At 32.3% G+C, this 25,359-nt stretch carries 14 protein-coding genes; 5 read left to right on the top strand and 9 right to left on the bottom strand.

The annotated features are described in order from the left end of the window. Nucleotides 1-1,589 precede the first annotated feature (1,589 nt). From rsmD to RINTHH_RS06475, 3 genes are all read right to left on the bottom strand, one after another. On the bottom strand, nucleotides 1,590-2,135 hold the full coding sequence (gene rsmD, locus RINTHH_RS06485) for a 16S rRNA (guanine(966)-N(2))-methyltransferase RsmD (protein WP_081606240.1): 546 nt from the start codon (nucleotides 2,133-2,135) through the stop codon (nucleotides 1,590-1,592). Between the two features lie 102 nt (nucleotides 2,136-2,237). Continuing rightward, nucleotides 2,238-2,873, bottom strand: coding sequence for an imidazole glycerol phosphate synthase subunit HisH (gene hisH, locus RINTHH_RS06480; protein WP_008227478.1), 636 nt, complete (start codon nucleotides 2,871-2,873; stop codon nucleotides 2,238-2,240). A gap of 2,571 nt (nucleotides 2,874-5,444) precedes the next feature. Further along, a complete protein-coding gene (locus RINTHH_RS06475; protein WP_008234435.1) occupies nucleotides 5,445-5,936 on the bottom strand; it encodes a pentapeptide repeat-containing protein in 492 nt (163 codons plus the stop codon). 1,744 nt (nucleotides 5,937-7,680) lie between these two features. Between RINTHH_RS06475 and psbV the strand changes: the two genes are divergently transcribed. After that, complete coding sequence (gene psbV / locus RINTHH_RS06470; RefSeq protein ID WP_044304797.1) at nucleotides 7,681-8,172, top strand: photosystem II cytochrome c-550; 492 nt, start codon at nucleotides 7,681-7,683, stop codon at nucleotides 8,170-8,172. A 426-nt stretch (nucleotides 8,173-8,598) separates the two neighbouring features. After that, entirely contained in the window at nucleotides 8,599-9,009 is a 411-nt protein-coding gene (gene petE / locus RINTHH_RS06465) for a plastocyanin (protein ID WP_008234430.1), read from the top strand. Nucleotides 9,010-9,395: 386 nt separating this feature from the next. Here the strand turns inward: petE and acnB are convergent, their stop codons facing one another. Continuing rightward, nucleotides 9,396-11,954, bottom strand: coding sequence for a bifunctional aconitate hydratase 2/2-methylisocitrate dehydratase (gene acnB / locus RINTHH_RS06460; protein ID WP_044304796.1), 2,559 nt, complete (start codon nucleotides 11,952-11,954; stop codon nucleotides 9,396-9,398). Nucleotides 11,955-12,265: 311 nt separating this feature from the next. Between acnB and RINTHH_RS06455 the strand changes: the two genes are divergently transcribed. The 3 genes from RINTHH_RS06455 to RINTHH_RS06450 all read left to right on the top strand — a co-directional run bounded on the left by RINTHH_RS06455 (nucleotide 12,266) and on the right by RINTHH_RS06450 (nucleotide 15,818). Next, the gene (locus RINTHH_RS06455; protein ID WP_008234426.1) at nucleotides 12,266-12,586 is read left to right on the top strand and encodes a 2Fe-2S iron-sulfur cluster-binding protein; all 321 of its coding nucleotides are present in this window, start codon (nucleotides 12,266-12,268) and stop codon (nucleotides 12,584-12,586) included. 342 nt (nucleotides 12,587-12,928) lie between these two features. Continuing rightward, nucleotides 12,929-13,105, top strand: a complete 177-nt coding sequence (locus tag RINTHH_RS11035; RefSeq protein ID WP_008234424.1) for a hypothetical protein — start codon at nucleotides 12,929-12,931, stop codon at nucleotides 13,103-13,105. 2,503 nt (nucleotides 13,106-15,608) lie between these two features. Next, nucleotides 15,609-15,818 carry a hypothetical protein gene (locus RINTHH_RS06450; RefSeq protein WP_008234419.1) on the top strand — a complete coding sequence of 70 codons (210 nt, stop codon included), beginning with the start codon at nucleotides 15,609-15,611 and terminating at the stop codon, nucleotides 15,816-15,818. Nucleotides 15,819-16,617: 799 nt separating this feature from the next. On the opposite strand, the gene RINTHH_RS06445 is transcribed toward RINTHH_RS06450, so the two are convergent. From RINTHH_RS06445 to RINTHH_RS06425, 5 genes are all read right to left on the bottom strand, one after another. Next, nucleotides 16,618-17,250, bottom strand: a complete 633-nt coding sequence (locus RINTHH_RS06445) for a DUF4340 domain-containing protein (RefSeq protein ID WP_008234417.1) — start codon at nucleotides 17,248-17,250, stop codon at nucleotides 16,618-16,620. 858 nt (nucleotides 17,251-18,108) lie between these two features. Then, nucleotides 18,109-19,731, bottom strand: coding sequence for a GldG family protein (locus tag RINTHH_RS06440; RefSeq protein ID WP_044304794.1), 1,623 nt, complete (start codon nucleotides 19,729-19,731; stop codon nucleotides 18,109-18,111). A 58-nt stretch (nucleotides 19,732-19,789) separates the two neighbouring features. Beyond that, complete coding sequence (locus RINTHH_RS06435) at nucleotides 19,790-20,602, bottom strand: ABC transporter permease (protein ID WP_008234414.1); 813 nt, start codon at nucleotides 20,600-20,602, stop codon at nucleotides 19,790-19,792. Continuing rightward, nucleotides 20,603-21,616, bottom strand: coding sequence for an ABC transporter ATP-binding protein (locus RINTHH_RS06430; RefSeq protein ID WP_008234412.1), 1,014 nt, complete (start codon nucleotides 21,614-21,616; stop codon nucleotides 20,603-20,605). 1,246 nt (nucleotides 21,617-22,862) lie between these two features. Further along, nucleotides 22,863-24,905 carry a PAS domain-containing hybrid sensor histidine kinase/response regulator gene (locus RINTHH_RS06425; protein WP_008234410.1) on the bottom strand — a complete coding sequence of 681 codons (2,043 nt, stop codon included), beginning with the start codon at nucleotides 24,903-24,905 and terminating at the stop codon, nucleotides 22,863-22,865. Nucleotides 24,906-25,359: the final 454 nt, after the last annotated feature.

Here is a 25,359-nt window from a genome sequence, read left to right as displayed (position 1 = left end):
ATCATTTTGATTATAGAAATATTAGCCTAATCTTAAATATAAAAGGGAAGTTGGTCATTTTATATAAAATGGTATCTAATAGCTCAGGCATATTAAATACTCAAAATGTTCTAATATTTATGCACTATAGTATAGACTTCAAAGTCTTACAAATTTACCAACATGCACATCCAGAGTGTACTATTTAGGATAATTTGATATTGCCTAGATTTGCTTCACTATAATTATTCATCCAGCTATAAAGTATAAACCACAAATACCCAAATTCTACTCAGACCAATAAAACATTTGTGGATATATCAATGTATCTTATGCAATTTAATCTGTTATTCTTTATTTGATAATTGTTGCAAGTACCTCCACCTATCATGGCACGACTTAAACTGTAATGGTTATTTCACTCCACTTTAATTAGACAGTAACAATTAGTTTGTCTGTATCATCCGTACTTTCCTTATCTGGACAGAAAAGCTAGCTATAGTGTTTTACCCCTATATTTATGTTTCAATTCCTGATATTGAATTTCGTTCCTCTACTTACGATAATATGTTTTTCTTATGACTGATGCTAATCTTACTAAGACATCTCTTCTATTTAGAAATATCAAGTTATTTCCACATTTCTCTATTAATTATTCTATGTGAGACAAAATATTTAAGTTATTCTAACCAATGTATAATGTGCAACACAAATTTGTTCTTCCTTTTGATTACCTAACTACTTTGAATCAGATCTATTTACTCAATGTGAGGTCCTAGAAGCAATAAAAATGTATAAAAACAAAACTAGCAGAGCTCAAAGCTTAGTTTTGACCACTACTTAAATGAAAAAAATGATGCATTAACTACTATGAAATACTGTATGGGTATTGTATTTTTAAACGTTTAAAGTCTAAATAGTGGTCGATGAATTCTAAAACCAAATTGTTCAATTTTAATTCTAAAATTCGTGACCTTTGTCTTGCACAAAAATTGTACATATATATTAGCTTTATTTTAATATCATTTGGCAAAATCATGAAAACTAAATTATAAAGTTGCACCTATGATATACTTGTTTGTGCATATATATACATAACAAAGCACATCATAGCTATGATAAATAGCACCCAAGTTGGTGTAAGAGACTAGATGCATGGAGCCATTGTGCTAATAAAAATTAATTCATACAGGCTAGCTTCCTAATATTTAATTGCAATCATGCCAGAAATTAATTTCCTTGGTAGAAAATAATAAGCTACTCAATCTTAATCGGCTATACTATTCATGTGAAGTTGTTTAAACTAACCGATATTATAAATATTATAAAAATATACTAGTCATATTTAGTATAGTCTTACTCAAAGATGCAGAAAAAATTAGAGAGAGATTAGTATTTCAGAATGTTTCATTATCGATCAGCATTGTATTATTTTGGGCTAAATTGTCATGCAATCCAAAACAACATACTATTATTGTATGTATGTGAGAATTAGTGAATATTATAAATGATGCTATTCCAGGGCAAGTAGATGATTGCAACTTCCACTTTTCTCAAAGTAAATCTTACTCCACACCAAGATAATTAATATATAACTCGGTTTTTTCTCCTTATTTTCTATATCTGTAGAAAGTAATACCAGTACTACCATAAACTTTCTCACGGCATATCTCCCAGTCTGCAATTGTAGGTGCTAACCAACCATGAGAACTATGTTCAACTGCTATTTCTCCTTGGGTATCTAATAACTGATATTGCGCTATCAACTCTAATGCCGGCTGATATAATTTGCTAGCATAGGGTGGATCAAAATAAATTAGGTTAAATTTCCATCCTGTCAGACATGTTAATTTTGTTAAAATGTCTCCACGAATAATTTGCCATTGCTGATACTGACCAGCAACTTTCTGCCAATTTTGCCGAATAATATCACAAGCACAGGTAGATTTTTCTATACCCACTACGACTTCGGCTCCTCTACATAAAGCCTCTGCACCTATTGCACCACTCCCAGTGCACAAATCTAACCAATGACAATTGGTAATTGCCCCCTGCCAAATATTAAATATCGCTGTTCTTACCCGCGAACTAGTTGGTCTAGTATTCATTCCTGGTAGCGTTTTTAGCTGACGATGACCATAAATTCTCAAAGACATAGTAGTAAAAATAGTAGACTTGCAAACAGGTAATTGTTTACCCTACAAATATTTTTATACTGTACAGGTAATCGTTTAGAAATATAGAGAATTATTTTATATTTAAGCAGCTATTTTTTCACGGACTTGGGAAACAAAGTTAGAGAGAATTTGCAGTCCTACATTGGCAGATTTTTCTGGGTGAAATTGTATAGCCATAAGATTATCTTTAGCAATTGCAGCTGTTATTGTTTGACTACCATGAGTAACTGTGGCAGTACAGACTTCAGGATTAGTGGGTTCAGTATAATAAGAATGTACAAAATATACCCAGGGTTGGGCAGATAAATATTCCCACAAAAGACATTTTGGTTGAGCTAGTTCCAACTGATTCCAACCCATATGGGGAACGCTTAAATCTGGTTCTGGGCGAAAACGTCTTACTTTTCCAGGTAAAATTCCTAGTCCAGGTTCCTTTCCTTCTTCACTAGATTCAAATAAAATTTGTAGTCCCAAACATATTCCTAAAAATGGTTTACCGGAAGAAATGATAGCTTTAATGGGCTCTTCTAATCCTCTTTCTCTTAGGTTTTGGACTGCAGGATCAAAAGCACCTACTCCTGGCAAAACAATAGCATCTGCTACTTCCAAATCCTTTGCAGAAGAAGTTACCTTCGCGCTTGCTCCAGCTTTCTCTAAGCCTTTACAGACTGAGTGTAAATTTCCCATGTCATAATCAACAACTGTAATTAATGCCATTTACCTATTTCCTATAAATTGATTTATGGAAGTTATTTATATTTTAGATAATATTCCTCATGAAGAGAAGATTTCTATTAATTTCTTTTACGATTTCGCTACCTCATCAAAAATAAAATTCAATTAATGATTTACTTATTAAACTATCTTGACTTGATTGAATATCCCTTGATTTAAAGTTCCTCAGACTATTACCAGTAGATATTCCGCTTGTCATTAGTCGAATATTAGAATAAACCACCAAACTACACCCAAATAAAATCATTTTTTTTATGATAGCGGAAAGTCTCAAATTACTAGCTATGGTATCCCCATCTAACAAAAGATGTTTATTATAGTAGGACAGTTAATTTAGAGTAGATGAACTTAAAAATATCAGCAGTAAATGTAGTAATTACTTTGCAAATATCTTTAATGATTCAGAATTAGGTCACATCTGATAAAACCATAATTACTATTCCTTATATTGTTATAGATGTTCCCATTTTGACTATGACAAGCCTAACCACAATTCTGGCAAATTTTCTTCTAATAGTTGGGAAAATGGGCTTTATCTAAATTTGATATATATCGAAAAGTTAAGAAGTAGATATTTACATGTTGCTATTCTTACCTGGACTTAGCGGTTTTCTAATTTAGTAACACTCTGGAGTGAAATTTGTAGAAAAGTTTAGCTGGTAATGATCTAATCGGTATCGAAAGCATATGACAAAATATTATTATGTTTACTGTATGAAAATTTATCGCACCTATACTTGTAACATTTTAAAGCTTGTTTTATATTCCAGTTTGGCAACATATAGGTATTTCATCAATAAGAATGATTACATGCTGTTTGTGGTAGGCAAAGGGGAAAAGAGTTTCTCCTATTGCTAGTTTTACTTGAATAAAAGTACTTCATTAGTTATAATGACTTTGTGCATTGAGTCAAATATTCAAGTTTATAAACCATAAAAATACTTGTGGAGAGTTTGGTCACTGCAATTAGTAAATGACTGCTAGCATTTTGAAATCACGCTAGTATTGCCAATTATCTATTATTTTATATCTTTAATGATGTCTATGGTGAAATGCTGTTATGACAAAAGTCAATTTAACTATTGAGCAGAACAAAAGATGCTAGTTTAGTGTGGTAATCACTAGGACTATGATTACTATCCTTTATTATTTGCTACTATGAATTATGATGATGTTTGTAGTACTAATACTCTAGCAATATAAATTTTTAGGTAAAAGTACTTTCATATTGTTTATTTGTAAGTATTTAAAGTGGCTTATAGACGTATTAATAAAATAAATATTGGGCTTATCTTGTTGTCAAAGAAGTGAGGCTATATTTATTGATGAAATTACTTTATATTAAGTATCTTTGATATATTTGCGTTTATTTTAATTGATTGTGTGCTAATTATCATATAACTTTAGGTATTCCTCTTTGATAATAGTTAAATTTCATGGTTTCTCAACCATAGCCCAATATTAATTGCTGACTTGATATTGATTATCCAAATATTGGTCAATGTAACAAATTATATGTTATATAACCACTTGCTTGAAATTAATTTGCGGTGTAGATCCAAGAAATTTGCTATTTTTGCCAAGATTGGGTGGCAACGGCAAGTTGGTCTTTGTTTGGATGTGTGTTTTTTGTAAGCTTTAAAGTTTATCTTTTACTTTCCAAGTATTCTTTGGTAAATAATTTGCCATATGGCACCCCTAATATTGTAACTGTTGTTCAGACTGATTTATTGGGTTTAAAGAAGCTTACCTGAAAGCAGTTGGGGTTTCAGACTCAGATATGAAAACATACAGAAAAATTAGGGTGTTTGAGGGGTTCTTGTTCAGTATTGAGTTTGAATTACTCAGTAATTAACAAAATTATTGCAAAATACTCCTGGTTATAAAATCAATTAAGTATAAATTACTCAAGATAATTACCTTGTAAATTGTTAATAGTATTACAGGTGTACATCAGGTGGTTTTACAAATCAAGTGCTTTTTATTACGGTGAAATAGGGTAGCGATATTTTGATCTCAAATCAGGACAATCAGATTGAATAAGTTAGATAATTTTTAATATAATGAATCTGAATTGTCTTATAATATACAAGTAGTTCATGTATGATATAGCCAAAACTACATCCTATTAGTGCTAATAATATTGATACTCAATAATTGGGAAAAGCAATAGTTAGGAAGAACTGAAAAAAACTTTTAATTCTGTTAATCTCTTAACCAGAATGTTATACCATGGGAGTTTACTAATGTAGCAAAGATACTGTAAATGATTACTGTGTATTAATCTCACAGCAATGTTAAATCAATCTAAATTCAATATTTTTATTTTGTCTTATTCGCATCTCCACTGCATTATCTCTGCAAAAACTTCACACTAGAGATATATTGAATACCAATAAAAAATTAAAATTAGCCCCTCTAGGGGGCCATGCTCATATCAATTTCATTTTTGGTTTAGATGGTAAAACATACCTGAAAGCTAGAGCCTGTTAACATCTTAATTCTAAAATTAGCTGGCTTTGCTCCCAAATTCCGCACATATTAGTAATCACATTAGTAATCACATTCCAAAGACTCGCGGGTAGAAACCCCTGTCTGGGAGTTGATACCGCTTGCATGAACACAAAGTTTCTTTAACTGTACACCATCTATAACTGTGTTGCTAAAGTCAGCTCCTGTAATATCAACATCATCAAACTTGGAGTATAACATCATAGCCTCTGTGAGTATGGCATCTGTTAAATCGGCACCCTGAAAATCTACCAGGTAAGCAATTCCATTAGTAAAATCTACACCATGGAAATTAGCTTTACTTAGTAGAGAACTATTAAAAACTGCTCCTCGTAAGTCCGCATTACTAAAATTACTATTTTCCAAATTTAGTTTCTTAAACTCAGCAGCGATTAAACTTTTACCTGAGAAATCTTTATTACTGACTGTCTTGGTTACAACTGCAGGTTTATTATTTGCTTGTGTTGATATAGGAGAGAATAAAATCAATAAGGCCAAAACAGAAGCTATTAATAGCCGCAAATATTTGATCATTTTTTGTTAATAAATCTCAATATAGTTACCATTAACTATTAAACCTTGTTGTTAAACAATATAACAAAGCAAAAGAGTAAAGTTGAAAATGCTACTTATTAGAAACATCTGTAATTATTATAGTATTTGTCTCTTCTATTCCTTTCAAAATCCTTGTAGAAGAGTCTAACTAAGAACTTGCCTTATTGCTTTCTGAAAAATATTGAGGCGTTAAAAGCAGATATATGAAAATCTGCCAAAATGAGAAAATAACCTCTTTACTTCGAAAGAGAATTAAAAAAGGCTGCTTATCAAAATATCAAAGATTTTAATGATCCAAATCGCCATTTATCCCAACTACTATATCAGCAATTACATGATTGTTATTCCCACATCATTGTGTTTTAGTTGTAACCATAACTAAAACATTTAGGCAATTATCATCAATACTCATCCAGAATATGAGATTAGTAGCAGCTAAAATGTACTTTAGGAAGAAAAATGGTACCCTAATTGGTCTGCTGCTAGTCTACTGCAACTACTTACCACTACAATACCTATTCATTTTCCTAAATCGCCAATAAGCACCGTCAATAATGCATCCAAAATCAACTGGCAAAATTGGAAAAATGTAGTACTGAGGGTATAAACAAAGATCCAATCATATTAATGTTTAAACTAATTAGAGCGTTAGCATTATTCAGTATGCGTCTTCACCATAATTAATATGGTTTCTATCCACATTCATTTTCTATAACTTTTCCTCTGCATTACAAATACAAGTGTGTTTTTTATTTACAGGAATTCAAATCTGCCTCAATAAACTGAACAGCCAAGTCTATCAGAACGGCAATAATACTTATCAACACTATAATCCTGTAGTCTTTTTATGAAAATAGTAGAGAGTACAGATAAAAAATTGCTAAAATTGGACATCCTACTGATGATTCTATAATCATCCCCTGCAAACGTCTTACAAGTATTACTTCCTGCTACATAAATCAATCATAGTTAATTTATCAATACCCTTATCTAAATAACTCTCTAAAAGAATAGCTAAAGTCAACTAGACCAATTAGTCATTATTCACACTACCCTTTTCTTAATCAAAAATGCAGCCACCAAAATCAGGTAAAATAATTTGGCAGTGCCATAAATCCATATATCAACATTTTTTTAGTTTTCGTAATATAAAACTACGAGTGTAATGCTACTATATTATTGTCAATAATTATAATTATTAACCTAGTAATAGCTCTAATAGTGAACCGACATTTAAAATATGATTTTCGGTAGAACAAGTTTGAAAATTTGCTTAATAAGAAAATAATTTTTATTTAATAACACACTCATTGAACGAATTGACTTGATTATCCGGGAGTTAGAAGTCATCAAGTCAACAAATTGGACTCTGAACATGATATGTGTATAACAAACACCTGTTCAATCTCTATTGAAAAACTCATAAGTTTTATGAGTTTTGTGGACATACCAATTTTAGGAATAAAGCCATTAAGGAGCCTATTGAGGGAGAAGTATTTTTTTAATACACAAAGTAAATCTTTTTACAGGTACTTGCTTTATTTGAGAAAATGTCAATAGCATTAGTATTTTCTCGATTTTTGTCTGCAAATATTTCACGGGATTGTTATTAGCCCAGCAATACGAGGCTGAAGTTTGATTGGGTAATCAATCAAACTTCAGCTTAGTGGAGATTGAACATTGTAGTTTTAGCTATGTTGAGCATATCTTTAAAAGGGGAAAGATGTTTAGAAGACTGATCGTCATTTTCGTAACTACTTTACTAATGACATGTTATTTATTTGTTGGTAATGCCACAGCCACAGAATTGAATGAAGCAACCCGCACTGTACTATTAAATGATAAAGGTGAAACAAGTGTACTAAGCATTACAGAGGTAAAGGCAGGTAAGCGTTTATTCTCATCTGCTTGTGCTGATTGTCACTTGGGTGGTGTAACTAAAACTAACCAGAACGTGGGATTAGATCCAGAAACTTTAGCATTGGCAACGCCACCCCGGAATAATTTAGAAGGGATAGTGGACTACCTGAAGAACCCTACTACTTACGATGGTGAAATTGAAATATCGGAATTACACCCCAGCACAAAAAGTGCAGACATTTTTACAGAGATGAGAAATATTTCTGATGAGCAATTAAGGGAAATAGCTGGTTATATTCTTGTTCAACCAAAGGTGGCTGGTAAGCAATGGGGTGGTGGAAAAATTTATTTCTAAATGTTTTTATCCCGTTGATTATTAAAAACCGTATACTGCTCCTGAAATTTGTCTAGTTACAATGCCAGATAGCATATAGTTGAGGGAAAAACATTAATTTTGCTTTTTTCTCCTTGCTTTCTGGTGTTGCTGCCAAGGTTTTTCTTTCTAAATCAAAATCCTGGGTTGATCAGGATTAGGATAAATCATAGGGAAATTACTATACCAATATGTTAAAATCAGTATAAGTAATGCCTTCATTTAGTAAATAGGTCTTATTATGTTTTAATATTTCCCGACAAATCTAATTTGTGTATGTTAGACCTGGGAATTTCTAATAGTGTATAGAATATCTAATAATATTTGCAAATATGACAGGTTGTCATATTTGCAAATATTTTATTTAGAATAGATAAGTAAAATAAAATCGTTTATGAGGCAAACGCCATGAAAATGATCGTGAAGGCCCTACGTCATATGAGTTTAGCAGCAGTGTTAACAGTAGTATTTGTCATGAGCAGCTTTCCTGTATTTGTTTCTGCAGCTGCCGCTGAAACCTACACAATTAAAATGGGTACAGACAAGGGCATGCTGGCATTCGAGCCTTCCAAGTTAACTATTAAAGCCGGGGACACAGTAGAATTTCTTAATAATAAAGTTCCTCCCCACAACATTGTATTTGATTCAGGTAAAAGTGCTGATAAAACCATTGCAGACAGAAGCAGTCACAAACAGTTATTAATGAGTCCTGGTCAAAGTTTTCAGGTTAGCTTTGAGGGAGCAACTTCTGGTGAATATCCCTTCTACTGTGAGCCTCACCGGGGAGCTGGGATGGCCGGTAAAATTATTGTTGAGTAATAGCTTAGTTTTGGTTTAGCACCAAGATGATTCTGCCTAATAAACAAAACCGGCTGAATCACAATTAGGCAGGAATTTATTTCTATAGGTGATCACAAGTCCACACTTTCTATTCTATGTGGCTATAAGCCAGATTCTTATAGATAGTATGGGCTTGCGGTTTCTCTATATTACTTAATCTCTGTTTTAACCCAAGTATCAGATAAACCTATTTCACCTATTGTAGGTTACGGTGATTACCGTTAAATCTGCAGATATCCATATTGAGTGTTATTGATGGTGGTGTATTGTTTCTGTTTTTACGATAAACAGAAACAATACACCGCAGGGCAGTATTATACTACTATGTTTAGCATGATTAAAATGCCCTTATCACTGAATATTGATTATAGTGGTACTGTTGTGCCTTCACTCTCAAACCCAGGGATTTGGTCAAATTTTAAATACTGATGCAAATCATTAACAACGGGGTGAATTTTTCTTGCCATAATATCAGTATATTCCTTCAAAGAGGGGATTCTGCCTAATAACGCACAAATGGCGGCTATTTCTGCCGACCCAAGGTAAACCTGTGCTCCGTCACCCATGCGATTATTGAAGTTTCTTGTAGAAGTAGAAAACACTGTTGCTCCATCTGCGACCCTGGCTTGATTACCCATACACAGACTACACCCTGGTACTTCTATACGTGCACCGGCTACATCGAAAATATCATAAACCCCTTCCTCTTTCAATTGTTTTTCATCCATACGAGTAGGGGGACATATCCACAAACGAGCATTAACAGCACCAGATCCTTCTATTACCTTTGCAGCAGTACGATAGTGACCGATATTAGTCATACAAGAACCAATAAACACCTCATCAACTTTATTCCCCACTAATTCTGATAGCAATTTAACATTATCAGGGTCATTGGGGGCAGCAATAATGGGTTCTGTAATTGCGTCTAAATCAATTTCAAGAACTTCTACATACTCTGCATCTGTATCTGATGTCATTAATTCTGGGTTCGCTAACCATTGTTCCATTTTGGTGATGCGACGCATAATAGTCCTGGTATCTTGATACCCTCTTGCCACCATATTTTTTAAAAGAGTGACATTGGAACGCAGATATTCAGAAACAGTCTCTACACTTAGTTTAATTGTAGAAGCTGCACATGAACGTTCAGCTGTAGCATCAGTAAGTTCAAAGGCCTGCTCAACCTTTAGGTCTTCCAAGCCCTCAATCTCCATAATTCTTCCAGCAAAGATATTTTTCTTGTTTTCCTTTGTTACTGTTAATAGACCTTTCTGAATTGCAACATAGGGAATAGCATTGACAACATCTCTCAAGGTAATACCGGGCTGTAATTTTCCTTGAAAGCGTACCAGCACAGATTCCGGCATATTTAAAGGCATCGTTCCCAATGCACTTGCAAAAGCTACCAAACCAGAACCAGCAGGGAAGGAAATACCAAGAGGAAAGCGAGTATGAGAATCACCACCAGTACCAACAGTATCTGGTAAAAGCATCCGATTCAGCCATGAGTGTATAATACCATCCCCAGGATTTAAGGCGACACCAGCTCTTTGGGAAAAGAAATCAGGAAGTTCCTGATGTGTTTTGATATCTACTGGTTTGGGGTAAGCTGCAGTATGGCAGAAACTTTGCATGACCAAATCCGCAGAAAATCCTAGACAAGCCAGTTCTTTTAATTCATCCCTGGTCATTGGTCCCGTAGTATCTTGGGAACCAACAGTAGTCATTATTGGCTCACAAAGAGTTCCGGGACGAATCCCTGGTAAACCACAAGCTTTACCTACAATTTTTTGTGCTAGGGTATAACCTTTGCTTATATCTGTTGATTGCTGGGGACGAATAAAGGCAGTACTAGTTCCTAAATTTAGTGCATCAAGAGTTTTGTCAGTAAGAGCACGTCCAATTAATAGGGGAATACGTCCCCCGGCACGAACCTCATCTAAAATAGTATCCGGTTTCAGTTGGAATGTAGAAATAACTTCCCCAACCTCATTGGTAATTTCCCCTTTGTATAGATGGATTGTAATCACCATTCCTGTTTCCATCTTAGAAACATTACACTGAATGGGCAATGCACCCATATCTTCCGCAGTATTAAAGAAAATTGGGGCAATAGAACCACCTAAAATATATCCACCAGAACGTTTATTAGGCACAAAGGGAATATCATTTCCAATATGCCATAACACAGAATTAATAGCAGACTTTCGTGATGAACCAGTACCTACCACATCTCCCACATAAGCTACAGGATATCCTTTTTGTTTTAGTTGAGTAATGGTTTTTATAGATCCCGTTAGCTTTGATTCTAGCATTGCTAAGGCATGTAAAGGAATATCCGGACGGGTAGTCGCATGAGTAGCGGGGGATAAGTCATCAGTATTAGTTTCTCCAGGGACTTTAAAGACAGTAACCTTAATGATTTCTGGCAATATAGGACGGGAAGTAAACCACTCCGCATTAGCCCAAGAATTTACTACGTTTTTGGCATAGTTATTAGTACTTGAAAGCTCTATCAAGTCATGGTAAGCATCATAGACAAGGGTAGTTGTACTTAGTGCCTTGCTTGCAGCAAGTGCAATTTCAGTATCCTTTGATTGAAGTAACTCAATCAAAGGATTCACATTATAACCACCTAGCATAGTCCCCAATAGTTTCACAGCATCAACAGGTGTAATTAAGGGGCTATGAATTTTGCTGTTAGCACACGCAGTCAGAAATCCAGCCTTGATATAAGCAGCTTCATCCACACCTGGGGGGACTCTGTCACGCAATAATTCTAATAATGAAAATGCTTCTTTATCTTGAGGCGGATTTTTCAACAAATCACATAGCTGTGATGTCTGTTCTGCGTTCAATGGTAAGGGGGGTATTCCCAGAGCTGCTCTTGATTCAAGATGTTTACGATATGATTTTAGCATTATGCTCTCCAGTTATTCAACCAATTAATAATGTTGCTATAGTTAATTTTTGCTTCTTAATATAAGAGTGTTGGAATTTCCTTTCACAGTCTTTAGCGAAAAGGACTTATTAACCATAATTTATGGATAATGAAAATAAAACCGTATTTTCAGAAGCTTTATTTTGATATATAAGGTCTTAATCCTTTTCCTATTGAGTAAAGTAAAATCTTTTAAGATAAATTCCCACTTAATAGGTTATGTGTTGATATTTTTACTCATTGATAGGATAGAATATTTAATCTGTCATTGCATTATAATTGCTTTGAAATATGACCAGAACATATACTGTTGAATTTAAACATCAAGGTTCAATTCATACTTTACAAGTTCCTGAAAACAAGACTATCTTGTCAGTAGCAGATATAGCAGGATTTAAACTTCCCAGCTCCTGTTATGCAGGTGTTTGTACTACCTGTGCCGCTAGAATCACGAATGGTGGAAGTGTTGACCAAACTGATGGTATGGGTATAAATCCAGATTTGCAAAAGCAAGGTTATGTACTACTATGCACCGCTTATCCTCGCTCTAACCTAGAAATTGAAACTGAGCAAGAAAACACTGTTTACCATCTGCAATTTGGTAAGCAATAACTACCAGCCTAGAGTTTTGTCTAGTAATAAAATATTAGTTATGGATGGTTACTAGCTGTAAGTATCTGAGGCTCTGTCAGGGTAAAAATAATCCTGGTGAAAAAGTACTTTTAGCCTTGTAAAAATAACTGGTAAGTACAACAAGCTATTACTAAAGGAGAGAATAAGAATTCTCAATGCTGGTAACAGAATGTTAGTATTTACTTTTTGTATTTTCAGCTTCTATTGTCTGAAATACTGATCTCAATCACAAACTCATGAAAGTTTACTATCCCCTCATATAAGCATATAAGTAGTTTTTCCTGTCAAACCACGAAATACAAACACTGAAAAATAAAGCAAATGACTACTCACTTTATTACTGCAGAAGTTGATCTGCAAACTACCCCAATGGAATTAGAACAGGCGATAGCCACAAGTTTGATTAAGCAAGGAGAACCCTTACGCTGGGCAATCACCTCTATAGATCTGCAAAAAGCAAAAGCTACTATAGAAGCTGTAGTAACAATAAGCCAGTAAATACTTATTATTAACAGGAGTATAGCCATTCAAACATTTTAAACTATAGATTTATCATGGGCTTCATTGCAGTAAATAACAAATAAAATATATTGCAACAGCCCATTGCTCTGTAGTTTACAGTTTTTAACTACCCAACAGATTCTAAATATCAAAATTTTTAAGTTAAAATCATTATTTTCATTAGAATAAACTTGATTTATTATAGTGCATCTTGCCAGGTTTCTGTTAGCAAAATACAGTTCGGTATTCATCACTAATGGGGGTATAATAACCGAAAGAGATATTAACTAAGTTTTAGGTATCATATAAATGTATATATAAATCAAAGTATTAAACATTTTTAGCTCAATTTATTAATACGATAGAGGTATATGACATGGTAAGACTGAGTTGTATTTCCGGAAAGAAATTGATATCCTAGAAACTAGTTTTTACAGGGTTTTTGATAATTTTGTTGAAATTTAATGTGGAAGAATTTAGTGGTTTTTTAGGAATCAAGGCTGCAGCAATTTCCGTAATATAAAGAGCTAGAATGTGAATAGATAGTTAATATAAAACTAGAAATGTCTGGGATATAAGCGAAGAATTTATACATTGAATTAACTAAATATAATCTTAATGTTAGATTAAAAATAAAACCTGAAACTAAAAGTGGATAAAAAGTTTTTACGAAGAGTGAATTTGACTATGGTAAATTCTATTGTGTAGTTATTCTAACTGCAAATGTAAAACCTGATGATATATCTGCTGATTATAAAGAATGGTATTTTAAAGTTGATAATATTTAAACTAAAGACTAATAGTTAACAAACTTCCAGAATAAATCTACTATGGATACAAATGTTAATAATGAATGATTAACTCATGCCTGATTGTACTAGTAATTATTTCATAGAAGAAGCCATTATTACACTTATCTTGTTGACTTAAATTTATTAATAAATGTATAATAGCTATATCTTTATAAATAAATATTTAGTCCATCATAACTATTGTAAAATTAATTAATTTAATTGATAGGTTTTAATTAATTATGATTAAGTCAATCTATTGGGTTAATTTTGGTATAAGTATCTATAATAGATAGTCATTTAACTGAAAGTTAGGAGATAAAATATTATGATAATCCAAGAGAAAGAAAGTAGTATAAGTCATTATTGAGAAGGAAAATATAATAAAGTAGGACAAAATCATAGATCAGTTAATCAAAGTAACTAAATTAAATGAAAGAATAGAGAAACTCAAGATAAACCTAAATTTAGGTATAAAAACATTAATAACATTGTTTGATTTACTAACAAGATAGAAATAATTACCAAGGAAAAATAGAATAGAGTCATATACAACAATAAATACTGGTAAGGTAACCAATACATCTGGGAACAGCTAGACTTGGTTTTGGCTAAGTAGATAATTTGACAGTTTCAGAGGATATATATGTAAATGTTGAGAACAAAGGTAACTAAGTAGCCCAGTCATCCAGATAAAAATACGATGAGTATTAAAATTTATCTAGAACCAAATTAATATAGCAAAATGTGAAAGCATATTGTTGTTTAGAGTTTCCCTAGCAAAATTCTAATAGCAGAACTATTGCTAGTAGATAGTGCTAAGGCAAGATATAAAAATTAGGCTATATAGTAGGTAATTTTCTGAGGATAAATGTCAACATCTGCAGACATTTATTCAATCAAAACATACTATCAGTAATAATAGGTTAAGTATAGGTTGATCTAGGGAAGTTAATTATCATAAATTTGGTACGTATATAAATAAATATAAACAATAATAGTTAAAATGAAGATTAGTAATCATAGACTTAAAGCATGAACAATATATAATCCTGCCCGAATGAATATTATTTTAATAATGAATTCATAGACATTAAGGTTAGCATTATTTCTATTTAAATATAGAGACTCAAATATAAAAACTACTTTGGTTATTGATACTTATGTTGATTTATCATCATTAATCAATTGCATAATTTAGTTTTTAACTAAGTTATCAAAGCAATATTTTATCTAAAATACAGACTTGTTGAACTATCATTAGGCCTGAATTAGCAAGTTTATATAAGTGTTGACCAAACAAAACTACGACAATATGAAATTCTGCTTTTCCCTATTATTACTCAGGCACCTAGTAGTTCTTCTTTTAGAATGCAATATAAAAGTATGCAATATAAAAATTGTATTAACGTTTTGTGAATAAGACTGTATAATTACTCTATTCTCATTTTATCAACTTTGGACAATAAGATTGTATTTATGTTGCTGTACCTAAACACAAATTTGAGGGGAGCTATTTCAAGAATAGTATGCACACAAAAATAATAGTTTTATTGTTGGAATTAATGAGAACTATATATGGTAAATTATTCCCGATATATCTCTTAATTTTAATAACAGGGACTAGGAAGATTGCTTGCAAAGATTAATGTCTGATTTTCAGGGCAATCACTTGAGGTAAATTATTTTTCATAAACAGGAGTAAATCCATGATTACAGAAGAGAATCAAACAATATCTATGGAACATGAGATACAACGAAAAATTAAAATCAAACAAGACCAATTAAAAATTGCAATTGAAGGTAATATGCCTCATGTTGCACAAGATTTACAGCGCCAATTAGCCGAGTTGCAGGTACAAATCAAGTCACAACCAGAATCTGATTTTCAAGCTTTAATGAGTTTGCTGGATGACTGAAAAATTAAATGATGGATTTAAATTTCTTCCATTTGGACTTAGAATAATTGGTTATACAATTCCCTCCAAGACATAATTTCAGTAAATATAAACTATGAGCTCACAGTTGTCCGAGAACACAAAAGTTTTATTCCCATTATAAAGATCCCCTTTGCGATTCCTGCATCTCAAACATTTACTGAGTTTGTAATATATGGTCACACTGGGGATAATATTGTCATCATAAAATATGACTGGTCTGCTTATAATTATTCTGTATACATTTATTTAGACGAAATTTGCTGTTATTTATTGATAATAAAAGTCTTATCTATACTCGATATAAGATATTATATTCAGAATCTGGTTGGAACAAGGCATTAATCCTCAATTAGCAAGATTATTATAATAACAATGAATATCATGAAATTCATTATATATTCATCTAGAGAGTTATTACATATAATAGTGTTTAGGTAGACATATTTCTATAATTAGCCCCACTAAATCTGACCGTTTGGGATTCACTGCTATCATGCAGCAAATAATTAAGGGCCAGTAGTTAAAGAGCTGATGGAATAAGAGTTTCTTCGTATCATACCTAAGCATGTGGATTAACAAAAATTTCGTAAAGGTGTGTAGTATTAGAGAATTAAGATAAACACTAAAATGGGATATTTATTAAAAAGGAATATTATTAGCATTTCTTTTATGTATTTCATCAATAGTCAATATCATTGAAAGTAGTCTTTATACAATGTATATATAGTTTGACTCAAATCAACTTTAGGCTATCAAAGACATGGAGTTGAGGCCTTTCCTAGTATTTTTTGATGTATATAGATTGTGGAATAATGGATAACAGTTTTGAATGATTATTTTTTACAGGTGCAAGTTGTTTCCACTCTGAGAATTGGCGATTTATAGCATTAGCAAAATCTTTTGATACTAATAGAACCTCTACATAACTGCTTTTTTTATCTATTGAACTTTTTATTTGTGCATATATGTACTTCTTATGATAAGTATAATTGCCTAAAACAAGCGTATAGTATTTTTGGTTTTTAAGTTTTATAGTTATTCTGCTTTGAGGTGGTTCTAAACCAAATTCTTTTATTGTGTTAATCTTTACTGATAAGGTGCGGAAGCTTTTACTATTGAACAGCAAATCAGTTAAATAAGTAACTATTGCATCATTTGCCAATGCCTTTTCTGGTGCAGTAATTAACCATTTTGGCTTTTCATATTTTTGATTGCGTTCTAAACTTATAACATAATTATTATTATTGATAATCAAAGATTGAACATTTTCCTCTGCCAATAAAAATATTGGTTCTTCTTTGCTATTGGCTTGACGCTTTTTGATGTTACCATTCATCTCTTGGAAGTAGACAAAACCACTTAAGCTCAAAGCTAGTAAAATCAAAATCAAAGTATTTCTTTTTAATTGCATATTAGATTTAAAGACCAAATTTGAGTAATTAAAGAAAGTATTATATTGATGGCTATATCAGATAATTTGACTAAATATACCCTTTGAAATTAAACAATCGATATAGGCATCAATCAAATACCAGTATATTAATCTCTCACTTAATGATAACTAGTACTAACTTTTATTTTAATAAATCTAAATACAAAATTTATATGACTATTACTATTATTTTCTCATAGTTTATATACTCTGATGATGTTTTTGATTTAATTAGTATATTTTTCCTATTACTGTCTAGCATCGCTGTTCTGCTGTTCCTGTTTTATCCACAAACTGCAAATTTTCTTATAATTAAGATATCCTAATATTTTTAATTTTTTCTTCTGGTATCCCTTACTTCTTTCGTATTATCACGTTTTCTTATTTCTTATGATATATGTTTATTGATACTAATCTAGATAATATTATACTATTCAAATCTCTGTAAATCTTTATTTTATATACGTTGATTCTGACTTTCTATCAATCTGTTCTTAGACAAATAAATATGATTTATTTGTTATTTATTAATTTATCGATAATCCATAAAGTTTACCATATTAATAACTTATCTCAATATTTCATATCTAGATTATATAGGTATACCTTTTGCATACTTATGCTATTACTTGAAATATGTTAATCCTAGTTTAGGTTCTACCAAGTAGTTTCTTACAATTTTATCTCGGCCTTATACTTGAATTAGCCAGGTAAATAATTGACTTACTTGTTAGATTTATACGAGCGAATAGGAAGTGTGATAAACATAATTTACTATCCATATATACAGATAATAAGGAAGTTTAATTAGTTTATTTAGTTAAACCCAGAATATTATCATCTTCTTTGCCACCATACAGGTACGGCTCCGATAATACCAATTAACGGTAAAATAACGAGGGAAAATATTGTTAACAAACTTGCCTGGGCTGGACTTAGATTAATTCTCCTATTCTTAGCTTCTTTGGGGCGGATTGACAAAGGTTGAAAGTCTCTTTGACTTAACCACGTAACAGAATTGAGGAAAACATCTCCATTTAATGCTTTCTGGAACCAAGAATTACTAGCAAAATTGGAATTACCAATAACAACTAATCGACTTTCCCTATTCGTACTCTTAGTATTAGTTGCATGTACGTGTGAAGTAATAGGCAAAACTGGAGATAAAGTATTAGAATAGCTTGCTTCATAGCCAGAATTATCTGTTTTTCCTACTATTTTCCTTTTTAGTGCTATACCCAAAGCTAGAGGACCTTTGCGATCAGTTTTTTCATTAAATCTTAAAATTTCACTGTTTAAATCGCTTTCTGCCCAACTATGAGGATAGGGCTTAGTTAAAAGAAAAGGATTGGATTGCACTCCTTCTACAGTTTTAGTATTTATTGGTCGAGCAAACTGATAAAAAGAAGTTTTATTCCCAAAATTCTTCGTAATAGGATGCTGCCCATAGTTATTAACTAAAGAAACTGCAGGTCCTAGAATTGCACTCCCAGATATATCTACTACTAATCGAGGATCTATTGATACTCCCCATTCACTAAGTAAAGGATCTAAATTCTGAGCTGTTCTAGGGTTAAACATTAATAGCAAGTTGCCACCACGCTTGAGGTAAGCTTGTAAGAGCTTAATTTCATTTGGAAATAAATCTTGACTGTCTCCACCTACAATCACTACAGCAGCATCATCAGGAACCAGAGATTTGTTAGTGAAAGTTAGCGGTTTTGCAATTAAATTCATCTCTGCTAATGCTTCCACCGCCTTGGACATGTTACTATCAATACTATCTAAGATGTCTTCACTATGACCCTTAAGAAAATATATTGTTAAGACATCGGTACTAATAAGTTTTTGTAGGCAGTTAGTAAGCTTAATTTCTGTTAGTGGCTCATTAAAGTCGACTATTTTCACTTGGCGTTTGCCAGATTCCAAAAATGCTCTTACATTATTATCTACCCCAAATTTCTTTACCAATGAGGGTTTTGCTTGGGTATCAACATACTCAAACTTGAATTTTGAACTTTGTCGCTGGTAATTGACCAACAATTCTTTTTCTCGAGCATTTTGGGTGATATCAAATATCCAAACTTTGACTGGTGATTTTAAGGAACGTACCAATTCTTTAGATTGAGGAGCAAGTGTAAACAATTGATTCTCTGTTAAATCTTGTCTTATAGAGTAGCGAGCTCCTAAAAAGTTAATCAAACTGAGGATTACTACTACTGCAGTGGTAGCCAGAATTGCATTGGTACTGCTTTGTGCGGAACGTCTTGCCCACAAATTGGTACGTTTACTTTGCCAGAGCAACCAAGCAATTGTGAGCACTACCCCAATTACAATTAGAGTAAAAGGGATAATATCCCATCTCTCAGAGATAAAACCCACTGTTAAACCTGCAGCAATTAAAAATAGATTTAACCAAAACCCATATTCCAAAATTAGTTTACCTGCAATAATCTTCATAGCTGACTAATTCTTTTTTCTTACCCTTAAAAGTGAGTCTTTACCTATATTCTTAAAGCTACTCACGTTGAGAATTTAGTACATCAATGGATTGAGATGTGAGAAAAATACCTAGTACAATATAACTACTAAAAAATATCAAACTGCTAGTGTCAAAAATTCCCTGAATAAAACTGTTATAGTGCTTAATTGGAGACAAATAACCTAAAACATACCCAAAGCTACCACCAATACCTCGAGCAATTATATCAAAAAAAAGTAGCAGTAAAGTTGCTGCAAAGGTGAGTATAGCAGAAAACACTGTACTTTCTGTTAAAGAAGATATGAACATTCCTAAAGATAGAATGGCAGCTGCTAGTAAAATCAATCCAATATGACCAACTATAGGGATTAATAGTGAAATTGAAGGATTTGCATAACTTAAAATAATATTTTCCAATGCAAAAATTGGTAAGATCATAGTAATAAAAAACGTGACTACTCCTAAAAGCTTTCCTAATGCTACAGACCAATTAGTAATAGGGGAAGTTGCAAGTAATTCTAAAGTACCTTGCTTGCGTTCCTGACTATAAAGTCCCATGGATAAAATTGGTGAAATAAATAATAGTAACCAACCCATTCTGTCTAAAAATGTTTGTAGAAATTCGTAAGCTACATCGATTGGTGGTATGGGTGTTGAAATTCGTGACTTCTGTGCATCTAATAATTCTACTACTGACAAAATACCATCAGGCCCAATCAAAATTGAAATAAGAAATAATCCTGATAAAAGCCAAAATATCCCAGCAATAATATAAGCTAAAGGTGATACAAAATAGCTTTGCAATTCTCGGCGATAAATAGCGACGATATTACCGAATATAATAGCCATCTAAGCTAATATCTCCTTGTGTATTGTTGATGTCATTGTATTAGATTGCAGATTCTTCTCCGCTGTAGTTAGTTGTAAGAATACATCTTCTAAAGTTGCACTAACCCGTTGCATTTGATGCAAACCGAATCCATGTTGTATTAAAAGGGTAGAAATGCTTTCACCTAATTCAGTTCCAGGCTTAGATATAACTAGCAAATTAGTACGATTGGTTCTGTTATTGTTTTGATCGGACTTTTCGTTAGTAGGTATAACCTCAATGGAAACAACTCCTGGTATGTTTTGTAATAATTCCCGAACTAAATTAACTTCCCCGCTAACTTCCAGCTTATAGTTATAATTACTTACTATATCAGCCATTAGCTTTTCCGGGCTATTTGTGGCTACTACTTTTCCACGATTAATAATTACTACCCGACTACATGTCATGCTAACTTCCGACAAAATGTGAGTAGACAGAAGAATTGTATGACTACCAGCTAAATTTCTGATTAAGTTTCTCACCTCAATGATTTGCCGTGGATCTAATCCTACCGTTGGTTCATCTAATATAATTGCTGGCGGATCATGAATAATAGCTTGGGCAATACCTACACGTTGACGATACCCCTTAGAAAGTTTGCGTATGATAGTATAACAATTATCTTGAAGATTACACCGTATTATGGCCGATTTGACTTTATCCGCGCGGTCACCTGGTGATACTCCCTTAATACGAGCTACAAAATATAAAAATCCTTCCACTGTCATCTCTGGATACAAGGGAGGAGTTTCTGGTAAATAACCAATTTGCCGACGTACCAACAGAGAATCTTTTTGGATATTATACCCAGCAATTCGAACTGTTCCACTCGTTGCCGGCAAATAACCAGCTAAAATCCTCATAGTAGTTGTCTTCCCTGCACCATTAGGCCCGAGGAAACCAAGAATTTCTCCGCGTTCAACATTGAAAGTAATATCCGAAATCGCAGTGGTATAACCGTATCTTTTACTTAAATTCTCAACTTCAATCATTAGTGCTAGCTGAAAGTATTGCTTATGTATAAGATGATCATAATTTAGCAGTCATTTGTAATAGTTAAAACAATTTTGGATTTTGGCTACTTAACTAAAAGTAAAAGATAAAATGCATTTTGTTATTTATTATAAAGCCATAGAATCTTTGAAAGATTATCACAGACAAGAAATAGCAACAATTTTTTGACTATGATTTAGTTCATGGCAACATACAGAGAATTTTCCCAAGTTTCGGGTAATAACCCATAGTCTCAAATAATTATCAATATTCCATAAAACAAACAAAGATAAACTTTACAACCCAAATTCTTGATTAATATCGACAGCTTTTTTGTATTACTTAGATCTAAAGAATTTATATCTGAGTAATACAAAAAAGCTTCATTAACCACTGCATAAAGATTTCTACGTCAAAGCTACAAGCAAATATATGCTTGCAAAGTGATCTTTGCTATTAATAAAACTTATGAACTCGTCTGATGTTTTCTTAAACTCTATAAACCTCTCTAGCCTTGCCCATTATGAATTATGATTAAAGATTCTAGAAAAAATTACTGTTCTTGATAAGTGATTTATATTATTTAATATCCTTACCAACATAACTATTTAGATATTGACTATTAATAATATTTTTATATGAACTTTTAATAGTATCTTAATTGATATAGAAATCCAAACTGCAACCTCTGGGAGTAGGATGTCTTTCAAATAAACTGCCATTTTTAAGCCGTTTATGAAAACAGTATATACAATGAAAGGTATTTGTTAAATACACTTGTACATCCTGCTGGATCTCTATATTTGCACGTTCTAGTCTCAGATATCAAGGTGATAGTTTTGCTTGTTCATACATTGAATACTCGGAGTTAAGCTAATAATTATCCGTAGGCATAAACTCAGCTTAGTAGCTAGGCAGTAGATTTATTTAAAAATAGGGGTTATAAGAAGTCAGTAAATAGACAGAGAAAATTATAAGCATTGAGCAAGCAAAAAACTAAGGAAAGCTAATGTAAGGAATAAGTAAGCAAATTAAAAAGTATGGCCTTTCATCATCTCTCTATCAGTTATATCTTGCATTTAGATGTAGAGAGGGAGTAAATTTTGCTTTACTCTTTAAAACTTCCGAATGAGAATGGAAAGCCGGATTGTATAGTTGCTACAGTAAAAAATGATAGTAAGAAAAAATCTACGTATTACTCCTTAGCATCATCAACCAATAAGACTACCTGATCATACAATCATTTTATTTAGATTGATTTATAACTTGTTTTAGGGTGCTTAGGAGTTCCCAAGTGGTGAATGGTTTGGCTAAAAATGCTTGAAAATCACTACTAGATGTTTTTGTAATTACTTCATCCGAAGCTAATCCACTCATGATGATAATAGGAACTTGGGGATTTATTTTTTTGAGGGTACTAATGGTTATTTTAGTATCTAAAATGGGCATTATAAAATCAATTAATACTGCTTTAATTTTATACTCATGTTGAGACAGTAATGTGATTGCCTCAATCCCATCTTTTGCAATTAAAACCCGGTAATTATAAGCTTCTAGGGAAGTTTTAGTCATTTCTAAAATAGTTTTCTCATCATCCACAACTAAAATTAATTCTTCGATACCTTGTGTTGGTTCTAACTCTGAAAATTCTACTTTTTCTATACTTTCAACTGCAGGCAAGTAGATCTTAAAGCAGGTACCCCTATCAACCTCACTACATACATCTACAAAACCACCATGACTTTTTATAATACCTAATACTGTAGAGAGTCCTAATCCTGTACCTTTTCCCAACTCTTTTGTTGTAAAAAAAGGTTCAAAAATACGGCCCAAATTTTCTGTTTGAATTCCACATCCCGTATCCGAAATTGTCACGACCACGTAGGGACCAACATTGGCATCCAAGTGTATCCCAGCATGATTTTCATCAATAAAAAAGTTGCCTATTGCCAGGGTGAGAGTACCACCATTGGCCATAGCATCTCTAGCATTTAGACATAGATTCATCAATACCTGATGTAGTTGAGTAGCATCAGCAAAGACCATCCATAATTCTCTAGTAGAAATGTCCATGCAAATCTCCATGGATTTAGGAAAAGTCTGCCTGATAACTCTGGCGACTTCTACAAGTATATGTCCTACCTGTAAATTCATATATTGAGTTTCTGCACCTCTTGCAAACACAAGAATTTGTTTGATTAAATCGCTGCCACGCTTACAGTTATCCAGGACAATATTCAGTAATCCTTTGGTATTTTCATTGATACATGGCAACTTTAAAGGTAATAACTGAGCTACTGCTAAAATCGGAGTAAGAATATTATTTAAATCATGGGCAATACCAGTTGCTAAACTGCCAATACTTTGTAGCCTTTGAGTACGGAGAAATTGTGTTTCTAATTGTTTTTTTTCTGTAATATCAGTAGCCGCAGTCAAAATTGATTGAGGATTATCTTGGTTATCTCTAATTAGTATCCATCTAGCTTCAAGAATTATTTTTTGCCCGTTTTTGCACAAGTGATATAATTCGCCATACCATTCTCCATTCTCCAATACTTTATTCAGAGCAAATTCAATTTGTGGCAAACTGCTATCATCGTACAATATTTGACGTATATTTTTGCCGTGCATCTGACTTGATTCCCAACCATAAGTCCTGTATCCTCCCTCATTACAAAATATAATCTCTCCGTCAAAGTTCAACATAAGAATTGCATCTCTTGTAAAATCAATTAAGGTAGATTGTTCCTTAACCTTGTATTCAGCAATTTGACGTAAACTTCTTTCATAATATATATTGTCCAAGTCTTTTATTATCCATAAGAATCCACAAAACTTTTCTTCTAAAACAAAAATTGAAGAATCCACATAGATTTTTTCACCGTTTTTCTTAAGATGAATATTTTCTCCTTTCCAAAAACCATACTGTTCTAGGGCATCAGTATAAGCTTGCTGTTGTTGAGAGTATGACCATAAGGGCTCAAAGGCAACTGTCAAAATTTCACCGATAATTTCTGTAGTTTTTATACCATATAATTTCTCTGCTTTATGATTCCAATAAGTGACTTTATATTCAGTGTCAGTTATAATAACTGCATCATTAATTAGATCAAGAATTTCAGCTAAAAAAAGGATATTTATTTTCGTTTGTGAATTATCATAGATTCTATTTGACAGTGAATTGGATTTAGTATCCTGCTCCAATAAAGAATTATTTTCATGTAAGCATTGATTATTCTTTCTGAATCCACATATATCCCCAGATGTATATAGTGATTGTATTTTCATAACTTTTACTAATTTTTATTATTTTTGTCGCTACTACCACATATGAGTTTTTATATGAGTTATAAGCACTTGCCTATGCAGTAATTTTTAATTTTTTTATAGTGATTGCAAGCAGAATAATTACAGCTAGTTAACTAACAGCTATTATTAGTAAATACACCTATATTAACTATAATGAACCAATTGTCTACAATTTAAGCAGGTAGGAAAATTATAAATTTATTAATCTGGCTAGATTAAGGTTCAAACACTTATCTTTTTTATTGTCATAGCTAAATAGTTATTAAATAGTTATTATTAATAGCAACTAGGTAAATATATAGTCTTCCGGAAAAAAATAAAATATTCTTGATATTTCGGTCCTAATGAAATTTTTATATATATTAATTTAATTAAATTAATATATATTTGATCTTCCATACAATCAAAAATAATCTATTTATACTATGTTAAT

The sequence above is a fragment of the Richelia intracellularis HH01 genome, from assembly GCF_000350105.1.
GTDB lineage: Bacteria > Cyanobacteriota > Cyanobacteriia > Cyanobacteriales > Nostocaceae > Richelia > Richelia intracellularis.
Note: the sequence above shows the minus strand (reverse complement) of the source record. Positions and strands in the feature narration are given on the sequence as shown.

Bases quoted from the DNA above. Each gene is read 5' to 3' on its own strand.
- rsmD (WP_081606240.1), bottom strand. From the start codon at position 2,135: ATGTCTTTGAGAATTTATGGTCATCGTCAGCTAAAAACGCTACCAGGA.
- hisH (WP_008227478.1), bottom strand. From the start codon at position 2,873: ATGGCATTAATTACAGTTGTTGATTATGACATGGGAAATTTACACTCA.
- RINTHH_RS06475 (WP_008234435.1), bottom strand. From the start codon at position 5,936: ATGATCAAATATTTGCGGCTATTAATAGCTTCTGTTTTGGCCTTATTG.
- psbV (WP_044304797.1), top strand. From the start codon at position 7,681: ATGTTTAGAAGACTGATCGTCATTTTCGTAACTACTTTACTAATGACA.
- petE (WP_008234430.1), top strand. From the start codon at position 8,599: ATGAAAATGATCGTGAAGGCCCTACGTCATATGAGTTTAGCAGCAGTG.
- acnB (WP_044304796.1), bottom strand. From the start codon at position 11,954: ATGCTAAAATCATATCGTAAACATCTTGAATCAAGAGCAGCTCTGGGA.
- RINTHH_RS06455 (WP_008234426.1), top strand. From the start codon at position 12,266: ATGACCAGAACATATACTGTTGAATTTAAACATCAAGGTTCAATTCAT.
- RINTHH_RS11035 (WP_008234424.1), top strand. From the start codon at position 12,929: ATGACTACTCACTTTATTACTGCAGAAGTTGATCTGCAAACTACCCCA.
- RINTHH_RS06450 (WP_008234419.1), top strand. From the start codon at position 15,609: ATGATTACAGAAGAGAATCAAACAATATCTATGGAACATGAGATACAA.
- RINTHH_RS06445 (WP_008234417.1), bottom strand. From the start codon at position 17,250: ATGCAATTAAAAAGAAATACTTTGATTTTGATTTTACTAGCTTTGAGC.
- RINTHH_RS06440 (WP_044304794.1), bottom strand. From the start codon at position 19,731: ATGAAGATTATTGCAGGTAAACTAATTTTGGAATATGGGTTTTGGTTA.
- RINTHH_RS06435 (WP_008234414.1), bottom strand. From the start codon at position 20,602: ATGGCTATTATATTCGGTAATATCGTCGCTATTTATCGCCGAGAATTG.
- RINTHH_RS06430 (WP_008234412.1), bottom strand. From the start codon at position 21,616: ATGATTGAAGTTGAGAATTTAAGTAAAAGATACGGTTATACCACTGCG.
- RINTHH_RS06425 (WP_008234410.1), bottom strand. From the start codon at position 24,905: ATGAAAATACAATCACTATATACATCTGGGGATATATGTGGATTCAGA.